General features: G+C 67.0%; 12 protein-coding genes and 1 tRNA gene. 6 read left to right on the top strand and 7 right to left on the bottom strand.

The features are described 5' to 3' along the window. Positions 1-86 precede the first annotated feature (86 nt). Positions 87-1,511 (bottom strand): short-chain fatty acid transporter, encoded by a 1,425-nt coding sequence (locus ACTJJM_RS07195; RefSeq protein WP_171954912.1) that lies wholly within the window; start codon positions 1,509-1,511, stop codon positions 87-89. 175 nt (positions 1,512-1,686) lie between these two features. Continuing rightward, positions 1,687-2,580: a 4-hydroxybenzoate octaprenyltransferase gene (ubiA, locus tag ACTJJM_RS07190; protein ID WP_241872908.1), complete on the bottom strand. Its 894-nt coding sequence runs from the start codon at positions 2,578-2,580 to the stop codon at positions 1,687-1,689. A 149-nt stretch (positions 2,581-2,729) separates the two neighbouring features. On the opposite strand from ubiA, the gene ACTJJM_RS07185 reads away from it, so the two are divergent. Continuing rightward, a tRNA-Arg gene (locus ACTJJM_RS07185) sits at positions 2,730-2,806 on the top strand. Between the two features lie 51 nt (positions 2,807-2,857). Here the strand turns inward: ACTJJM_RS07185 and ACTJJM_RS07180 are convergent. The 5 genes from ACTJJM_RS07180 to ACTJJM_RS07160 all read right to left on the bottom strand — a co-directional run bounded on the left by ACTJJM_RS07180 (position 2,858) and on the right by ACTJJM_RS07160 (position 11,780). Further along, on the bottom strand, positions 2,858-3,319 hold the full coding sequence (locus ACTJJM_RS07180; protein ID WP_440865343.1) for an adhesin: 462 nt from the start codon (positions 3,317-3,319) through the stop codon (positions 2,858-2,860). Beyond that, positions 3,316-3,735: a hypothetical protein gene (locus ACTJJM_RS07175; RefSeq protein WP_143994154.1), complete on the bottom strand. Its 420-nt coding sequence runs from the start codon at positions 3,733-3,735 to the stop codon at positions 3,316-3,318. Before ACTJJM_RS07175 ends, ACTJJM_RS07180 begins: the two co-directional genes overlap by 4 nt. Positions 3,736-3,890: 155 nt before the next feature. Next, on the bottom strand, positions 3,891-5,246 hold the full coding sequence (locus ACTJJM_RS07170) for a Gfo/Idh/MocA family protein (RefSeq protein WP_440865342.1): 1,356 nt from the start codon (positions 5,244-5,246) through the stop codon (positions 3,891-3,893). Positions 5,247-5,311: 65 nt separating this feature from the next. Continuing rightward, the gene (locus ACTJJM_RS07165; protein ID WP_440865341.1) at positions 5,312-8,287 is read right to left on the bottom strand and encodes a TonB-dependent receptor; all 2,976 of its coding nucleotides are present in this window, start codon (positions 8,285-8,287) and stop codon (positions 5,312-5,314) included. Between the two features lie 133 nt (positions 8,288-8,420). Then, positions 8,421-11,780 carry a TIM-barrel domain-containing protein gene (locus ACTJJM_RS07160; RefSeq protein ID WP_241874099.1) on the bottom strand — a complete coding sequence of 1,120 codons (3,360 nt, stop codon included), beginning with the start codon at positions 11,778-11,780 and terminating at the stop codon, positions 8,421-8,423. A 322-nt stretch (positions 11,781-12,102) separates the two neighbouring features. On the opposite strand from ACTJJM_RS07160, the gene ACTJJM_RS07155 reads away from it, so the two are divergent. Genes ACTJJM_RS07155 through ACTJJM_RS07135 form a run of 5 tightly spaced genes read left to right on the top strand, consistent with a single transcriptional unit; the run spans position 12,103 to position 17,462 of the window. Continuing rightward, entirely contained in the window at positions 12,103-13,257 is a 1,155-nt protein-coding gene (locus ACTJJM_RS07155) for an SIS domain-containing protein (protein WP_010482149.1), read from the top strand. Further along, entirely contained in the window at positions 13,250-14,188 is a 939-nt protein-coding gene (locus ACTJJM_RS07150) for an ROK family protein (RefSeq protein WP_049412433.1), read from the top strand. The genes ACTJJM_RS07155 and ACTJJM_RS07150 overlap by 8 nt, the downstream gene beginning before the upstream one ends. Positions 14,189-14,205: 17 nt before the next feature. Beyond that, entirely contained in the window at positions 14,206-15,540 is a 1,335-nt protein-coding gene (locus ACTJJM_RS07145; RefSeq protein WP_440865340.1) for a D-tagatose-bisphosphate aldolase, class II, non-catalytic subunit, read from the top strand. Positions 15,541-15,573: 33 nt separating this feature from the next. Continuing rightward, positions 15,574-16,350, top strand: coding sequence for a DeoR family transcriptional regulator (locus ACTJJM_RS07140; protein WP_010482152.1), 777 nt, complete (start codon positions 15,574-15,576; stop codon positions 16,348-16,350). Further along, positions 16,347-17,462, top strand: a complete 1,116-nt coding sequence (locus ACTJJM_RS07135) for an N-acetylglucosamine-6-phosphate deacetylase (RefSeq protein WP_010482153.1) — start codon at positions 16,347-16,349, stop codon at positions 17,460-17,462. Before ACTJJM_RS07140 ends, ACTJJM_RS07135 begins: the two co-directional genes overlap by 4 nt. Positions 17,463-17,532: the final 70 nt, after the last annotated feature.

Below are 17,532 nucleotides of genomic sequence, written 5' to 3'. Positions count from 1 at the left end.
TTGCACGCATTCATGACGATCGCAGCCGGAAACACGCGCTGAACGAGGCTGGCTTCCCGGCTCACGCAGGGAAGCCAACGCTGCATTCAGGGCATCACCGGCGGCACGTACGCCAGGGTCATCCCCAGCAGCCACAACAGGCCCAGCACCAGCGGAATGTGCACCAGCAGCTGGATGAAGGTGAAGCCGACGATGTCGCGTGCCTTCAGCCCCAGCACGCCCAGCAGCGGCAGCATCCAGAACGGATTGATCAGGTTCGGCAGCGCTTCGGCCGCGTTGTAGACCTGCACCGCCCAGCCCAGGTGCGCCTTCAGTTCGTTGGCGGCCTGCATCACGTACGGCGCCTCGATGATCCACTTGCCACCACCGGAGGGCACGAAGAAGCCCAGCACGGCCGAATAGACGCCCATCACCAGCGCGAAGGTATCGGTGCTGGCCACGTGCACGAACAGGCTCGACAGCCGGTGCGCCAGCGTCTGCCCATCGCCGCCAGCGGCGTGGGTGAGGATCATCGCGATGCCGCCGTACAGCGGGAACTGGATCAGCACGCCGGTGGTGCTGGGCACCGCCTTGGCCACCGCGTTAAGGAAGCTGCGCGGTCGCCAGTGCAGCAGCAGGCCCAGCGAAATGAACAGGAAGTTGTAGGTGTTGAGGTTGGCGATGGCGGTGACCACCGGCTTGTTGGCGAACTCGTTGAACAGCCAGCCGAACGCCAGCAGCGAGAGCAGCACGGTCAGCAGCGGGCTGTATTCCAGCCACTCGCCCGGGCGCGTGCGCTGCTGCAGTGGCTCCGGTTCGGCCTGCGCGGCACCGGGGAAGTCTTCAGCGGTGCGAGCGCTGCCGGCGGCCGGTGCGGTCAACCAGGCGATCAGCAGCGAAACCAGAATCAGCACTGAGGTCAGCGCGATCGACTGCCACAGGAAGATGGTTTCGGTGAACGGCAGTACGCCGGTGATCTCGACCAGCCCCGGCGGCATGCTGGCCGGGTTGGCCTGCAGCTGTGCAGCCGACGAACTCAGCCCCATCGCCCACACCGCGCCCAGCCCCAGGTAGGCCGAAGCACCGGCCGCGCGGTAGTCCATGCGCAGCTCGGTACGGCGTGCCAGCGCACGCACCAGCAGGCCGCCGAACACCAGCGAGAAGCCCCAGCTGAGCAGCGAGGCGAGCATGCTGACCAGGCCCACGTACACCACCGCGCCACGACCGGTGCGCGGCACCCGGGCCAGGAAGTCGATGAAGCGCGCGACCACCGGCGCCGTCGCCACGGCGTAGCCGCCGATGACCACGAAGGCCATCTGCATGGTGAAGGGAATCAGGCTCCAGAAGCCGTCGCCGAAGGCGCTGGCGGTGGCCTGCGGGGTCGAGCCGAAGCCCATCGCCGCCAGCGCGACGATGACCACGCCCAGCACCGCGAACACGTACGCATCGGGGAACCACTTTTCCGCCCAGGCGGCCGAGCGCAGCGCCGCGCGCGCCATCCAGCCGTCCTGTACTGCTGCCGTCGAGGCCATCGCCTACCCTCCCAGGTTCGATGGCCCGATTCTGGGCGGTGGGGCGCGGGCTGTCTGCCACCTATTGGTCGTAGGTGGCGGAAGGCCCGGCGCCGTGCGCCGCCGCCCGAGCACAGCTCGGGCGCTACAGAAGCACTGTCAGCTGTAGAGCCGAGCCCACGCTCGGCTGCGCGTCTCAACGCACCGCCAGGTCCACGGCAATGCCGGCAAACAGCGCGGCACCCACCCAGTTGTTGTGCAGGAACGCCTTGAAGCACGGGCCGCGCTCGCGGTTGCGGCAGATCCAGAACTCGTAGACCACCAGCACCGTGGCCACGGCCACGCCGGCCAGGTAGTAGCCGCCCAGCCCGCCGCGCACGCCGACCAGCGCCATGGTGGCCAGGAACAGCGCGTACAGCACGCCCTGGATGACCAGGTCCAGGTCGCCGAACAGGATCGCGGTGGAGTGCGAGCCCATCTTCAGGTCGTCCTCGCGGTCAACCATCGCGTACCAGGTGTCGTACGCGGTGGACCACAGGATGTTGCCGGCATACAGCAGCCAGCCCAGCATCGGCACCTCGCCCTGCACGGCGGCGAAGGCCATCGGGATGCCCCAGCCGAACGACATGCCCAGGTAGACCTGCGGCAGGTGGGTGTAGCGCTTCAGGTACGGGTAGCTGGCGGCAAGGAACACGCCGATGAAGCTCAGGCCGATGGTCAGTCCGTTCAGGGTCAGTACCAGGCCGAACGCCACCAGCATCAGCACCGCGAACAACGCCAGCGCGGCGCGGCCACTGATCGCACCGGTGGCCAACGGGCGCGCCTTGGTGCGCTCCACGTGCGGGTCGAGCCAGCGGTCAGCGTAATCGTTGATGACGCAACCGGCCGAGCGGGTCAGCCACACGCCGGCGGTGAACACGAACAGCGTCCACAGCGGCGGCAGACCACCTGCGGCCAGCCACAACGCCCACCACGTGGGCCACAGCAGCAGCAGCGTGCCGATCGGGCGATCGGCGCGCATCAGACTCCAGTAATGCCGCCAACGCGGCGTCGCCGGCGACTGCGGCGAAGTGAGGGGGGTATCAGCCATGGCGATAGGATACTCCTGCGCCTCCGGCAGGGCTTTGCCCGTGGGGGGAGATTTGTTCGGCGAAACTGGATAGAATGCCGGTCCCGCACCGCCTCATGGCGCTGCGATGCCCGCCCCGGCACTGGCCGACGGCGCGGCGGTTCTACAACGCGCCCGTAGCTCAGCCGGATAGAGTAGTGGCTTCCGAAGCCATTGGTCGGGGGTTCGAATCCCTCCGGGCGCGCCATCTTTCCCTGCTCGTACCCGTCACTCCGGGCCTCTCGCTTGCGCTTCCACGTCAACGCGGTTCAGGAGCGAATGGCTTCGAGCGATGTGCGCAACCTTGAAGATCGCGCACGACGATGGAAAGCGTCTGCCCTTTGTGCACGGCACCGGGCAGGAAGGCGCCCTTGCCGTCGTACAGGAAGGTTTCAATCTCACCACGTGTAACCACCAGGTCCGCAGCCGGCGGCTTGAGCTCTTCCAGAACAACACTGAAGGGACGCCAGGCCAGGCCGTGTTCGTCGCGGATATCGGTCGATACCGCGTGTGCATGCGCCTGCCGATCCACGCTGGCCAGTGGCAGCCGTAGTGCCTGCGATCCCTCCGTAGCGATCTGGAACCTGCCAGGGACCACGGCATCCACGGTTTCACTGCCGATGTAGGTGATCGTGGCCTCGGGACACTGCACCGCATCGGCCGGGTGCGATGCACACGCGGCCACGCTTGCGGTCAGGAGCAGAATGTTCGGCCGGATCATGGGCTGGCACCTGGCACATCGCTACCCTGCCCAGGGTCTGCAGCGGCGCACGCAGCGGTAGCGCCCGGCCTGCGCGCATAGCTGTAATCGGGATCGCGCCAGGCGCGCACGATCGGGCTTCGTGCGTGCCTGATCACGCCGGGGAACCAGGACAACGCGAACACCACGGCCCAGATCGCAGCCAGCCAGAGCCAACGGCCCGAGGCATAGGCCCAGATCATGGGCAACGCAGCCAGCATTACGATGATCTGCGTATACAGCAGGTAGAGCGTGTGCAGACCCAAGCGGGGATCCGAGCGCAGCACCACGCCACATCCCCTGCATGCCGTCTTCGCCTGCCGTTTCGATGCGAAAAGCAGCGGAAACCGCTGCCCTGCTGCGCCGCAAAGTGGACAGGTGAAGGTCAGCAGGCGCATCAGGCAGCTCCTCTCTGTCGATTGACATCAACTGTCGGGTACGAAGCCGAGCCTAGCATGCGCTTGGCAGGGGGGCGCCACAAACAGCAACGCCGGGCAGTGCCCGGCGTTGCTTTCAGATCATTCGAGCATGGCTCGACTCTACAAAAAGCAGATCAGTATTTACCGTCGAACGCAAAAATCGGCTTGCGCTGCTTCCACGCACCTGCAGTGAAGTCCGGGAACTCCAGCGTCTGGAAACTATTGGCGATCGACTGCTCGCTCAGCGGCGTGATCGCACTCCAGGTCACCGCATCGTAGATGTCGATCGGCATCGGCGCCTTGGCCTTCAGCGCTTCCACGAAGGCATGGATGACGAACCAGTCCATGCCACCGTGGCCGGCGCTGGCGGCGGTGTCGGCATTCTGCTTCCACAGCGGATGCTCGTATTCGTCCTGGTACTTCTTGAACTCTTCCCACTGGTGCGGCGGGCTGCGGCCTTCGATGTGGATCGAATGGTTCACGTCCATCCACAGGCCCTTGGTGCCCTGCACGCGGAAGCCCATCGAGTACGGGCGCGGCAACGAGGTGTCGTGCTGCAGCAGGATGGTCTCGCCGTTCTCGCAGGCCAGCGTGGTGGTGACGATATCGCCGAGCTTGAACTTCACCTTGGTGCTGGGGTGGGTGGTGCCGCCACTCTTGGCCACGGTGTATTCGTGCAGGCCGCGTGCCTTGGTCGCGAAGGCGTTGATGTGGGTGAAGCGGTTGCCACGGTTGATGCCGGTATACATCGCGCAAGGGCCGATACCGTGGCTGGGATACAGCTCGCCGTTGCGCTGCACCGAATGCTCGGTGCGCCAGCGTGCTTCGCTCCAGCCCTTGGGACCGAACTCCACGCCGCTGTCGTAGGGCTGGTTGGGGTCGCCAGAATTGAACTTCACGCCACGCAGGTCGTGCTGGTAACCGGCCTGCAGATGCACCAGTTCGCCGAACAGGCCCTGGCGCACCATCTGCAGCGCGGCCATCACGTCGCGGCGGTAGCAGACGTTCTCCAGCAGCATGTACGGGGTGCCGGTGCTGAGCTGGGTCTTCAGCACGTCCCAGTGGTCCTGCAGGGTGATGCCGGCCACCACTTCACAGCCGACGGCCACGCCGGCCTGCATCGCGGCTATCGCCATTGGTGCGTGGTACTCCCACGGCGTGGCGATGATCACGCCATCGATGCCCTTCTGATCCAGCAGGCGCTTCCAGGCATTGGTGTCGCGATCCTGGCCGTAGGTCTTCGGGGCCGGCTTGCCGGCCTTGGCCACCATGTCCATGGCGCGGCCGAGCATGATCGGCTCGATGTCGCACAACGCGACCACCTCGACATCGTCGCGGCGCACCAGCTCCTTCAGCAGCACCAGCCCACGCATCCCGGTGCCGATCATGGCCAGGCGCACCTTGCGCCCGCATGCCCATGCCGGGGTCTGCGGCAGCAGGCTGCTGGCGGCGACAGCGGCACTGGCCGCGATGAATTCCCTACGCTTCATGGCAGACATCTCTCCTCTTGGCAGCGAGCCGGCCGTAGCCGGCCCGCCGGGTCACGCAAACGGAATTACTTGAATCGGTAGCCGATGGTCACACTGTAACCACGACCGAAGATGGTGGCGTAGTCACTGGAGTCACCCAGGAAGCTGTTCGGATCGTAGAACGGCAGGCGGTTGAACAGGTTCTTGACGGTGAAGCTCAGGTTCCACGCGTCATCCGGGCGCCAGGTGACGCTCATGTTGGCGGTCCACCACGACGGTGCACCATCGCACTTGCTCTTCTGCAGGGCCAGGTAGCCGCCGGTGCAGGTTTCCTTGTTGTTGCTCTCTTCGTCGATCTGGTCGGTGGCCCACTTGGTGCCGCCCACGTAGTTGACGAACATGCTGGTGGTCACCTGCTTGTAGGTCCAGTCTGCATTGAGCGTGGCACGCAGGCGCGGGTTGTTGTAGTAGCCCACCACGTCGCCGTAGTACCAGCCGTTCTCCGCGTCCATGTAGAAGCGGTTGCGGTTGGCGATGGTGGCGGCCAGGCCGATGTTCAGGTTGCCCCAGTCGCCCAGCGAGAAGCGGCTGCGCGCGTCGATGTCGAAGCCGTCGATCAGCGTCTTGCCGCGGTTCTTGTACTGGCCGACCACGCTGGCCACGTTGCCGGCGGAGTAGCCCGGCAGGGTGGCCGGGCAGCTCACGCCGCTGGCCGGGTCGGCGCACATCGCCGCCAACTGGGCAAGATTGGCACGGTCGCTGTCGGTGATCGGCGAGCGCGACATCGAGATGATGTCTTCCATGCGGCGGTAGTCCGGCGCGACGATTTCATTGTCACGGTAGATGAACCAGTAGTCGGCCGACACCGACAGCCAGGTTGCTGGCTCGTATACGAAGCCGAGGGTGGCGATCTTGGCCTTTTCCGGCTTCAGGTCCTTGTTCGGCTGGGTCATGCGCGCCACGGTGCGGCTGCAGTCGACGTTCAGCAGGTTCTTGCCGAGGTCGACGTCACCCGGCCGCTGCGACTTCAGCAGCAGGTTGGCGATGGCGTTGGTCTCGTTGCAGCGCAGCTCGTCGCGGTAGCCACCCAGCTGCGCGAACACGCCGCCGTTGCCGGATTCGGCCAGGCTCGGTGCACGGAAACCGGTCGAGTAGGTACCGCGCAGCATCAGCTGGTCGAACGCCTGGTACTTGAAGCCGATCTTCGGCGCGACGTTGGCGCTGAAGTTCGGGTACTTGTCCACGCGCACCGCCGCATCCAGTTCCAGCTTGTCGGTGATCGGTGCCACGGTCTCGGCAAACAGCGCGTAGGTGTTGCGCTTGCCGTCGAACCAGGAACCACCCTGCTGGGAGATCAGGCCGTTGGCTGCATCCGCGTTGCCCGGGGTGTAGAAGGTTTCGCGGCTGGCGTTGAAGCCGAACGCGGCGCGCATTTCACCGGCCGGCAGCTGGAACAGCGGGCCTTCGATCTTGCCGTCCAAGGTGTGCAGACGGGTCCACGACTGGATGTCGAAGGTCGGGAACGCTTCACGGATCAATGCAGCGTTGGCTTCGCTGATCTCACCGAACTTGTATGCCGGGTGGTCAGAGATGATCACGCGGCCGGTGGTCGGATCGACCGAGTACGGGCCGAACGCCTTCTCGAAGCCCTTGATGTTGACGTTGATCGTCTGGTACGTGGTGGAGTGGGTGCCGGCGCTGGCGAAGGCGGTCTCCCAGTTCCAGTCACCGCGGTTGCCACGCGCACCGGCCAGCACGCGGTAGCTCTTGTCGGTATTGCGCTGGCCAAAGTAGTTCGGGCCGGCATCCTGCAGCAGGTAGTTCAGGCCGACCACGCCGCCCATCATTGCCTTCATCTGCGGGCTGGCGTGGTTGTACTCGTTGTTCGGGCCCAGGAACGGGTACAGGAACTGGTTGACGGTGTTGCCGGTGTTGCGCGAGAACCAGCTGGTCGGGTTGCCGGTGGTGGTGCCGTAGGTGCGCGGCGTGCCGCCGTTGGCGCGCAGGTCGATGTCGGTGTAGGTCGCCTCGGCGAAGATCTCGGTGCTGTCACCCACCAGGAAAGTGCCGTTGAGGTAGGCGGTATTGCGCTCGGACTTGGCGCCGGCATCGATCTCGTTGTTCATCCAGGTTTCCCAGACGCAACGCGGACCGGCCGCTTCACTGGTCAGCACGTTCTTGCAGCCCGGCGCGGCTTCCTGCACGCGGCGGCCGGTGACCGGATCGAAGGCGAAGTAAGTGCCCGGATTGAATTCACCCGGCTTGCTGCCCACGCCCAGGCGCAGGTTGTTGAGGTAGTTCGGATTGTTGACGTAGTACTGGTCGGGCCGCTTGTCGTAGAAATCGCTCAGCGGAATCGCGTCGCGGCGGTACATGTTGACCGCACCGTAGATGTTGAAGCGGTTCTCGGCCAGGTCACCGAAGCCGGCGGTGATGCTGGCCTGGCGCTCGCCGTAGGAGTCGATGCGCGAGGAGGTGTCGTTGGTGAAGCTGACCTCGGCGCCCTGGAAGTTGCGCTTGGTGATCACGTTGATCACGCCGGCCACCGCATCGGTGCCGTACACCGCCGACGCGCCGTCGGTCAGCACTTCCATGCGTTCGATGGCCGCAGCCGGGATCGCGTCGATGTTGACGAACTGGGTCTGGAAGCCGGCCGGTGCACCGTAGTACGACAGGCGACGGCCGTTCAGCAGCACCAGCGTGCCCTGCGCGCCCAGGCCACGCAGGTTGGCCTGCGAGGCACCGTCGGAACCGGTGAACAGCGAACGCGCGTCCTGCTGCGCTGGGCGTGCCGCCGGCAGGTTGTCGAGCACCTGCAACAGCGTGCGCGCACCCATGTTCTGGATGTCCTGCTTGCTGATCACCTGCACCGGCGAGGCGGTTTCAACGTCGGTGCGGCGGATGTTGGAGCCAGTGACCTCGATGCGGGCCAGGTCGGTGGCCTTGTCCTTGCTCTCCTGGGCGAAGGCAGGAACGGCGACCGACAGCAGCACGCCGGCGATGGCCAGCGACAGCGGAGCGATCGAACGACAGGGGGGGCGGTGGTGGCGGGCGGGCAACATCGGGGTTCTCTCCTGGCAGGGGTGCAGCGCAATAAGTGAGCGCGTGGGCGTTCGGCGGGCAAAACGCTCCCGGGCCACGGCCACGAGGGCCGTAGTCGGAATGGGCGGGGGGAGGAGCGGTGTTACGAGGGGGTCATGGGGCGACGATGCTGGCGGAGTCGCCCTCCTGGCCGATCAGTACGGCGTTGGCCCAGTTGGCACAGACCTGGGCGGGTTGGCTGCCCTGCGCACCCAGCGTGCGCAGGCTCAGGGTGGAAAGGCCACGGATGTCCAGCTCCGGCTTGACCACGCCGGGTGCCTTCACCAGGCCGCTGTCGTACAGCAGGCGGTTGTCGCCCCAGACCTGGAACTGCAGGCCACCGGCACTGCGGCAGGCGTCGTCGATGCCGAGGTCGGCACGCAGCAGGTGCCAGCCGCCCTGCAGGCGCAGGTCGATGCGGCTGTTGGCGCCGACGCCCAGGCCACGGCGGAACTGCAGGCCGTTCATGCGCATGCCGGCATCGCCACGGAACGACTGGTCGGCGCGCACCTGGCTGGCCAGCGCGGCCGGCACCGGCAGCTCGGAGAGATAGCGCTGCCGGGCCGGTCGCTCCGGTTCCTGGTGTTCGAGGATGTGGAAGGTGGACAGGGCGATCGGGCCGACGTCGCGCGGCTGCAGTGCATCGAAGGCGCGGGCACTGCCCTGAGCGGCGGTGACCATCGGGTCGGCGCTGCTGGCGCCGTCGCCTTCGGGGTTCTGCACGCTCAACACGCGGAAGCGCAGCAGGCGGCCGGCATGGGCCGGGAACGCGATGCGCTGCACGCCTTCCTTCAACTGCAGGCGGCCACGCGCGATCGGCTCGCCCCACTCGCCGTTGCTGTCGCCCAGGTAGACCTCGTAATCGCGTACCTGGCCGTGCTTCCAGTTCTTGTCGTTGCGCGGCGCGATGTCGATGCCATCGATCATCCTGCGCTCGCCGAACCCGATCACCCATTCATGCGCACCGGTGCGCACGGCCTGGTTGCGCACACTGCGGAACCAGGTACCCGGGTCATCATCGAAGGCATTTTCCAGCGCATGGCCAGGCTCTTCGGCCGGGCGGTTGACCACCAGCAGGCTGTCGGCCGGCAGTTCGCGGCCGAGTACGGGTGCTGCCGGATAGGTATCGTCGGCGACCGCCGCAGCCACCGCGAAGTCGAGCTGTAGCTGCAGCGGCTGGCGGATGTCCTGGGTGGCGGTGCGCACATGCAGCGTGCCGCGGCGTTCGGCGGCATCGAAGTACCAGCCTTCAGCAGCAGCGTTGAACGCAGCGGCATCAGCCAGCGCCGGCAGCGCGCGGCCAGCGGCCTGCACCGCACGCGGTGCCTGGCGGCTGAGCACGCGCAGGCCATAGCGGCGCTGCGGCAGCTGGCCGTTGTACTGGCCCTGCACCGCATCGATCTGCACCTGCACCGGGCCACTGCCCTGCGCTGGCGCCTGCACGCGGATCACCTGCGTGCTCGACTCGCCCTGCTGGTAGCGGCGCGTGTTGCCATCGTCTTCGTACAGCGTGTAGTGCGACTCGCCCTGCGGGTACAGGTCGAAGGTCACTTCATCGAGCGGCTTTTCGCCGTCGAACAGCATCGACGGGTACATCGGCAGGATCGCACCGGCACGCACGAACACCGGCAGCGTGGCCAGGTCCACCTGGCGGTCCAGCTGGCGGCCGTCGGCACCGGCCTGCACGCGACGGCCATCCCAGTAGTCGATCCAGCCGCCGGCCGGCAGGTGGATATCGCGGCGCCAGCCACGGCTGGCCGCCTGGCTGCGGTACACCGGCGCCACCAGCAGATCGCGGCCAAGCAGGAACTGGTACTTGTAGGTTTCATCCTGCGCGTGCGGGTCGCGCGGGTTGTCCCACATCAGGCCACGCACCGGTGGTGCGCCGGTCTGCGCGGCCTCGTGCACCAGGCCGTACATGTACGGGGTCAGGCGCATCTTCAACTTCAGGTAATCGCGGTTGATGCTGCGGTAGGGCTCGTCGTACCACCACGGATGCTTGCGTGCGTTCGACGACCAGCCGCTCATGCCCATCAGTACCGGCGTGAACGCCTTCCACTGCAGGTCGCGGGTGAAGGTCTCGGCGCTGCCGCCGAAGATCGCATCGACGTCGCCGCTGGCATAGGCCATGCCGGACAGGCCGGAACCGACCAGGGTCGGCACGTGCCAGCGGATGTAGTCCCAGCTGCTGCTCTGGTCGCCGGTCCAGGCCACGGCATAGCGCTGGATGCCGGCCCAGCCCATCACCGTCCACAGGAACGGGCGCGAATCGGAATTGTCGAGGATGCCGTTGAACGCCTGGCGGTTGGCGTCCATCGCGAACTGGTAGCCCTTGCCGGTCCAGGCCACGTCCAGCTTCTGCACGCGGCTGCCGGCCTTGCCCACTTCCCAGGCGATCTTGTCGACGCCGTTCTCGGTCCACAGTCCGGTGCGGAAACCGTAGCCGGCCAGCCCCTTCACGGTTTCCGGCAACTGCTTGTAACCGCAGCCGTAGCCGTCGTTGGGCAGGATCCAGCCACCGGGCATGTCGTGGGCGCGGTACTGCTTGGCCACGCTGTCGATCACATCGGGGGTGGTGCCGGTCGGGCCGTCGCTCCAGCCTTCGGGCACGGTGCCGGGCTTCTTGCTGTTGTCGCCATCGTTGTAGCAATCGGCGTCGCCGTAGGACAGCGCCCAGCGCGCGACCATGTTCGGGCGGCCAGTCAGCTGGGTGTAGCGCTCGATCAGTTTCGGCAGGTTGGCGCCGACGAAGTAATAGGCATCGAAGCGGTCTTCGCGATGCAGCAGCGTGGCCTGGTCGGCCTCGCGCAGATCGTAGCTGCCATCGCTCCAAGTATTGCGCAGCATGCCCCAGCCACGGCTGCTCAGCAGCATCGGTGCAGGGCTGGGGCGGTCGCCCTCTTCCCAGCCGCCGGAATAGGACACCTCCAGCTCGCGGCCCTTGAACTGGTAGCGGCCGTTCTGCTGGCCGCCACCGAAGTAGCCCTCATCGGCCTGCGAGGACAGCACCTGCACGCTCTGCGTGGCATCCAGGTCCAGCGGCTGCAGTTCCTGCCACAGCGCGGTGGGCTGGCCGTTGTCCAGCCGTTCCAGGCGCATGCGCAGCGGCTGCCGCTGTACATGCAGCACCAGGGACTCGGTCCGCACGCGGATTTCCTGCGCGTCTTCTTCCAGCTTCGCCTGCACGTTGGCCTTGGGCTGCGGCAGTACGATCGGCGCGGCCTTGTCGCCGGCGCCGGTCAGCGTGCCGTTGCGGCCGGCCTGCACGCGGATGATGTCGGTGGCCGGCAGTTCGATGCGGAGGCGCGCGCCCTTGTCGGTCTGCAGGTCCCAGCCCTGCACGCCGTCGCGGCTGGCGCTGGCGGCAACCGAACGCAGGTTGCCGACCGACTCGGCCTGGGCCGGCATGGACGCCAACATCAATGCCGGCAACAGAGCCAGCATCAGCGGCGAGCGACGAACGCAGATTTCCACACGGACTCCCAACCCGTTCACCGGGCGTTTCGAAAGCGGTTGGGCCGACTCTAGGGCAGCGATTCGAAAGATGTCAACAAATTGAAAGGAAAAAGGAAGATATATTCCACTGAAACGAAAGTTGTTGCGTCGCAATACTTTGTGTAATCGATTGCAGCTGCCTGTTAAGCATTGTGCGATACGGCATTCGCCCCGTTCTTTCGTTTTCCCGAGCGCCCGGCAGCGGGAAAAGTCATCGCGTCATTTTCTTTCTTTTTACTTTCGATGTTTGACATTTCGAAAGAAAACGCAGATGGTGCGCTGGCCCAACTGGAACCTCCGAATGGACGTCACCCTGCTTTCCGATGTGTCCGCCTGGCAGCGCCTTGGCGGAGCCGATACCGCTACCGAAATCGCCCAGCAGCCAGCGCTGTGGGAAGCCCTCGCCCAGGATCTGTCGCGTGCCCGCGACCGCCTGCAGGCCTTCCTCGGCGGCAGCCTCAACGATCCCAACCAGCGCGTGCTGTTCACCGGCGCCGGCAGCTCCGGCTTCATCGCCGAGATGGTGGCCGATGCGATCAACGCGCAGTGGCCGGCCGAGGTGCGCGTGGTGCACACCACCAGCCTGCTGACCCATCCGGCGCTGTACCTGCAGCGCGACCGCCCCACCCTGCTGGTCTCGTTTGGCCGCAGTGGTTCCAGTCCGGAAAGCGTGGCCGCGGTGGACCGCGTGCGCGCCGATGTGGATGAGGCACGCTTCCTCGACATCACCTGCAACGCCGATGGCGAACTCGCCCGTCGTGGTGCCGGCCGTGCCGATACCTGCACGCTGCTGATGCCGTCGGCCAGCTGCGATCGCGCCTTCGCCATGACCAGCAGCCTGACCTGCATGCTGCTGGCCGCACTGACCGTGTTCGATCGTTCGCCGTGGGATGCGCGCGTGGCGCGCCTGAAGCAGATCGCCGCGCTGGCCCGCGAAGGCCAGGCGCAGTGGGATGCACCGGTGGCGGTGCTGGCGCAGCGCCCGTTCAACCGCATCATCTACCTCGGCAGCGGCCCGCTGGAAGCGCTGGCGCGCGAGTGCGCGCTGAAGGTGCTGGAGCTGACCGCCGGCCGCGTGCTGGCGCTGGCCAACACACCGCTGGGCTTCCGCCATGGCCCGAAGTCGACGCTGGACGGCAACACCCTGGTGGTGGTGCTGCGCAGCGTGCAGCCGCTGGCGCGCCGCTACGAACAGGACCTGCTGGAAGAACTGCGCCGCGATGGCGTGGCCGGCCAGGTACTGGCGATCGGCCCGCATTCGGACATCGGCGCCGACGACGAATACACCCTCACCGTGACGGCACTGGACGATCCGTGGCTGGCACCGGTGTGGCTGGGCTTCGCGCAGCTGTTCGCGCTGCAGCGCTCGGCCGCGCTGGGCCTGACCCCGGACAACCCGTTCCCGGACGGCACCGTCAACCGCGTCGTCAAGGGCGTCACCATCCACCATGGCTGAGCTGATCGCCCACGCCTGCTACGGCATCGACATCGGCGGCACCAAGATCGAGCTGGTGGCGTGCGATGCGGCGATGCAGGTCACCTGGCGCCGCCGCGTGGCCACCCCACAGGGTGACTACGACGGCTTCCTGAAGGCGGTGGTGGCGCTGGTGGCCGAGGCCGATGCGGCGCTGGGCCGCAGCGATGCGGCCATCGGCATCGCCCTGCCCGGCGTGCGCGACCGGCGCAGTGGCCGCCAGCTCAGCGCGAACGTGCCCGCACTGACCGGCCAATGCGTGGCGCAGGATCTGCAGGCGCGGCTGCAACGCCCGTTGCATTTCGGCAACGACCTGCAGTGTTTTGCGTTGTCTGAAGCGCACGGCGGCGCGGCTGACGGTTACCCCAGCATGTTCGGCGCCATCCTCGGCACCGGTGCCGGTGGCGGCTTCTGCCTGCAGGGCCGGCTGCTGTCCGGCTTCAACGGTCTGGCCGGCGAATGGGGCCACTGGAGCGTGCCCGGCCACCTGCTGCAGCGCCACGGCCTGCCGCTGCTGGACTGCGGTTGCGGCCTGCAGGGCTGCGTGGAGCGCTATGTCTCCGGCAGTGGCGTAGCAATGATCGAACGCCATCTCGGTGGCAGCGCCGCCGACGCCAGCGCGGTGATTGCCCTGGCCGAGGCCGGCGATGCGCGCGCGCGCAAGGCGCTGGACATCCATCGTGACCTGCTCGGCCACAGCCTGGCCGCGCTGGTGCTGGCGCTGGACCCGCACGTGATCGTGCTCGGCGGTGGCCTCTCGCAGTACGCGCCGCTGTACCAGCAGCTGCCGGCGGCCATCGCCGCTCATCTGTTCAACGGCGTGCAGGTTCCGCCGATCGTGCCGCCGCGCTTCGGCGATGCCGGTGGCGCACGTGGTGCCGCCCTGCTCGCCTGCCAACCCTCGTTTTCCTGATTGACCGGAGCCTGACCATGTCCCCGTTGCAGACCCTGCTTGCCTCCCACCGCGCCGGTGCCAACGTCGGCCTGTACAGCGTCTGCTGCAGCAACGAGCAGGTGCTGCGTGCGGCCATGCACGTGGCGCTGGCGCACGGCACCGTGCTGCTGATCGAGGCCACCTCCAACCAGGTCGACCAGTTCGGCGGCTACACCGGGATGACCCCGCCGCAGTACCGCGATTACGTGGGCACGCTGGCCGATGAAGAAGGTTTCCCGCGCGAGCGGCTGATCCTGGGTGGCGACCACCTCGGCCCGAATGCCTGGCAGAAGCGCCCGGCTGCCGAAGCGATGACCCACGCACGCGTGCTGATCGAAGCCTATGTCGCCGCCGGTTTCCACAAGATCCACCTCGATTGCAGCATGTCCTGCGCCGATGACCCGGTGCCGCTGCCCGATGCCGTCGTCGCTGCACGTTCGGCCGAGCTGGCCGAGATCGCCGAGCGCACCGCCGCCGAACACGGCCTGCCGCCGCCGGTCTACGTGATCGGTACCGAAGTGCCCATTCCCGGTGGCGAAGCTTCGCTGGCCGAAGGCCTGCAGGTGACCACGCCCGCTGCTGCCGCGCAGACCCTGGCGATTCATCAGCAGGCGTTCGATACGCCGCAGCTGCGCGATGCGTGGCAGCGCGTGATCGCCATGGTGGTGCAACCGGGCGTGGACTTCGACCACAGCAGTGTGCACGAGTACGACCCGGCCGCCGCCAGCACGCTGGCCGACTTCCTCGAACAGCAGCCGCGCATCGTGTTCGAAGCGCATTCCACCGACTACCAGCGCGAAAGTGGCCTGCACGCCTTGGTGCGCGACCACTTCGCCATCCTCAAGGTCGGCCCGGCGGCGACCTTCGCCTACCGCGAAGCGCTGTTCGCGCTGGCCGCGATCGAGGCCGAACTGCTGCCGGCCGCACAGTGCTCGCGCCTGCCGCAGGTGCTGGATGAAGTGATGGTGGCGCAGCCGAAGTACTGGCAGTCCTACTACCAGGGCGATGAGGCAGCGCTGCGCCTGCTGCGCAGCTATTCCTTCAGCGACCGCTGCCGCTACTACTGGGGCGAGCCCGCGCTGGTGCAGGCGGTGCAGACCCTGTTCACCAACCTGGAACAGCACGCGCCGCCGCTGGTACTGCTCAGCCAGTACCTGCCGGAGCAGTACCGCGCCGTGCGCGAGGGCACCCTGGCCAATACGCCTACCGCGCTGGCACGGCATCGCGTCGGCCTGTGCCTGGGCGAGTACGCCCGTGCGTGCAGCGCCAACCAGGCCGGAACCCGCACGCATCACGCAGACGCGGCTGCCGCCGTTGCTGCGAACGGCTAATCTCTACCTTTCCCCGCGACACCGAGAATGGCCATGCGCAACACCCGCTCCCGCCGGCAACAGATCCTGCAGCTGCTGATCGAGCACGGCTCGGTGCAGGTGGCCGATCTGGTCGAGCGCTTCGGCGTGTCGGCGGTGACCATCCGTGCCGACCTGACCCACTTCGAATCGCAAGGCCTGGCCAACCGTACCCACGGTGGCGCCACGCTGGTACGCACGCCGCCGCAGGAACAGGACATCCACGAAAAGGACGCACTGAACCTGCCGCTGAAGGAATCGATCGGCGCGTGTGCCGCGCGCCTGGTGCGGCCCGGTGACAACATCATCATCGACTCCGGCTCGACCACGATGACCCTGGCCCGTCACTTGCGCACCCAGCGCGACGTGACGGTGATGACCAATGGGTTGAACATCGCCTGGGAACTGGCCAACGCGCCCGGCATCAACGTGCTGCTGACCGGTGGACTGCTGCGCCAGCAGTCGTTGTCGCTGCAGGGCAGCCAGGCCGAAGCCAGCCTCAACTCCTACAGCTTCGACACCCTGTTCCTGGGCGTGGACGGCCTGGACCTGCAGTTCGGCCTGACCACCCACGATGAAGCCGAAGCCCGCCTCAACCACCGCATGGTCGAGCGCGCGCGCCGCATCGTGGTGCTGACCGACGCCTCCAAGTTCGGCCGCGTCAGCCTGCACCGCATCGCACTTCTCGATCAGATCCACGCCATCATCACCGACGCCGGCATCGACGACGCAACCCGTGAAGGGCTGCAGCGGCTGGGCATCGAGGTGATCATCGCCGAGCCCACTGCATGACCGACACCCGCACCCTGCATGGCCGCATCCTCACGCCGCTGGGTTGGCGGCGTGGCCACGTCCACTTCGATTCGCACATCCGCCAGCTGCAGGTGGACGACCACAGCGGCGCTGACGACCTGCAGCTGCCGGTGATCCTGCCCGGCTTCATCGACCTGCACGTGCATGGTGCGGCCGGCGTCGACCTGATGCAGGGCGGCGACGTGGCCCGCACCATTGCCCGCACCCACCTGCGCTTCGGTACCACCACACTGCTGGCGACCACCATGACCGCCGGCCTGGATGAGATCGAGCACGCGCTGCACGGCGTGGCCGCGACCATGGCAGCGCCCGATGCCGACGCCGCCTGCATTGCCGGCGTACATCTGGAAGGGCCGTTCATCAGCCCGCAGCGCCTGGGCGCGCAACCCAACCGCACGATCGAGGCAACGCTGGCGCTGGTGCAGCAACTGCACGCGCTGGCACCGATCCGGGTGATGACACTGGCGCCGGAAATCGGCGAGCACACCGCGCTGATTCCCGCGCTTTCGGCAATGGGCATCCGTGTGCAGCTTGGCCACAGCGCTGGCACTTACGAAGAAGGTGTTGCTGCGCTGCAGGCCGGGGCTTCCGGCTTCACCCATCTGTTCAACGGTATGACCGGCGTCGACCACTACCGGCCTGGCATCGCCGCGGCGGCGCTGGCACATGCGCAGTACGCCGAGATCATTCCCGACCTGCAGCACATCCATCCCGGCGTGATCCGCCTGGCCGCGCGCGCGATTCCGCGCTTGTACGCTGTGACCGACGCCACCGCCGCCACCGGCATGCCCGATGGCGAGTACGCGCTGGGCGAACAGCGCGTGCACAAGTGCGGCGGCTGCGTTCGCCTGGCCACCGGTTCGCTGGCCGGCAGCGCACTGACCATGGACCAGGCGCTGCGCAACCTGGTGCGTGTGGGACTGGAACTGGCCGATGCCTCGCATCGCGTGTCCACCTTCCCCGCCGATTACCTGGGCCTGGATGATCGCGGTCGCATTGCGCCCGACGCCCGTGCCGACCTGGTGGTACTGGATGCCGGATTGCGCCTGCAGCAGGTGGTGATCGGCGGGCGCGTCGTCGATCTGACCTGACGCAAGCGATGCGGCCCGGATGCCGCGCGGGCTCCCTGTAGAGGAGAGGCGTGGGCGGCTTTGTGTGTGA

The organism is Stenotrophomonas sp. 22692 (assembly GCF_052045015.1).
Lineage (GTDB): Bacteria > Pseudomonadota > Gammaproteobacteria > Xanthomonadales > Xanthomonadaceae > Stenotrophomonas > Stenotrophomonas geniculata.
Note: the sequence above shows the minus strand (reverse complement) of the source record. Positions and strands in the feature narration are given on the sequence as shown.

Bases quoted from the DNA above. Each gene is read 5' to 3' on its own strand.
- ACTJJM_RS07195 (WP_171954912.1), bottom strand. From the start codon at position 1,511: ATGGCCTCGACGGCAGCAGTACAGGACGGCTGGATGGCGCGCGCGGCG.
- ubiA (WP_241872908.1), bottom strand. From the start codon at position 2,580: ATGGCTGATACCCCCCTCACTTCGCCGCAGTCGCCGGCGACGCCGCGT.
- ACTJJM_RS07180 (WP_440865343.1), bottom strand. From the start codon at position 3,319: ATGATCCGGCCGAACATTCTGCTCCTGACCGCAAGCGTGGCCGCGTGT.
- ACTJJM_RS07175 (WP_143994154.1), bottom strand. From the start codon at position 3,735: ATGCGCCTGCTGACCTTCACCTGTCCACTTTGCGGCGCAGCAGGGCAG.
- ACTJJM_RS07170 (WP_440865342.1), bottom strand. From the start codon at position 5,246: ATGAAGCGTAGGGAATTCATCGCGGCCAGTGCCGCTGTCGCCGCCAGC.
- ACTJJM_RS07165 (WP_440865341.1), bottom strand. From the start codon at position 8,287: ATGTTGCCCGCCCGCCACCACCGCCCCCCCTGTCGTTCGATCGCTCCG.
- ACTJJM_RS07155 (WP_010482149.1), top strand. From the start codon at position 12,103: ATGGACGTCACCCTGCTTTCCGATGTGTCCGCCTGGCAGCGCCTTGGC.
- ACTJJM_RS07150 (WP_049412433.1), top strand. From the start codon at position 13,250: ATGGCTGAGCTGATCGCCCACGCCTGCTACGGCATCGACATCGGCGGC.
- ACTJJM_RS07145 (WP_440865340.1), top strand. From the start codon at position 14,206: ATGTCCCCGTTGCAGACCCTGCTTGCCTCCCACCGCGCCGGTGCCAAC.
- ACTJJM_RS07140 (WP_010482152.1), top strand. From the start codon at position 15,574: ATGCGCAACACCCGCTCCCGCCGGCAACAGATCCTGCAGCTGCTGATC.
- ACTJJM_RS07135 (WP_010482153.1), top strand. From the start codon at position 16,347: ATGACCGACACCCGCACCCTGCATGGCCGCATCCTCACGCCGCTGGGT.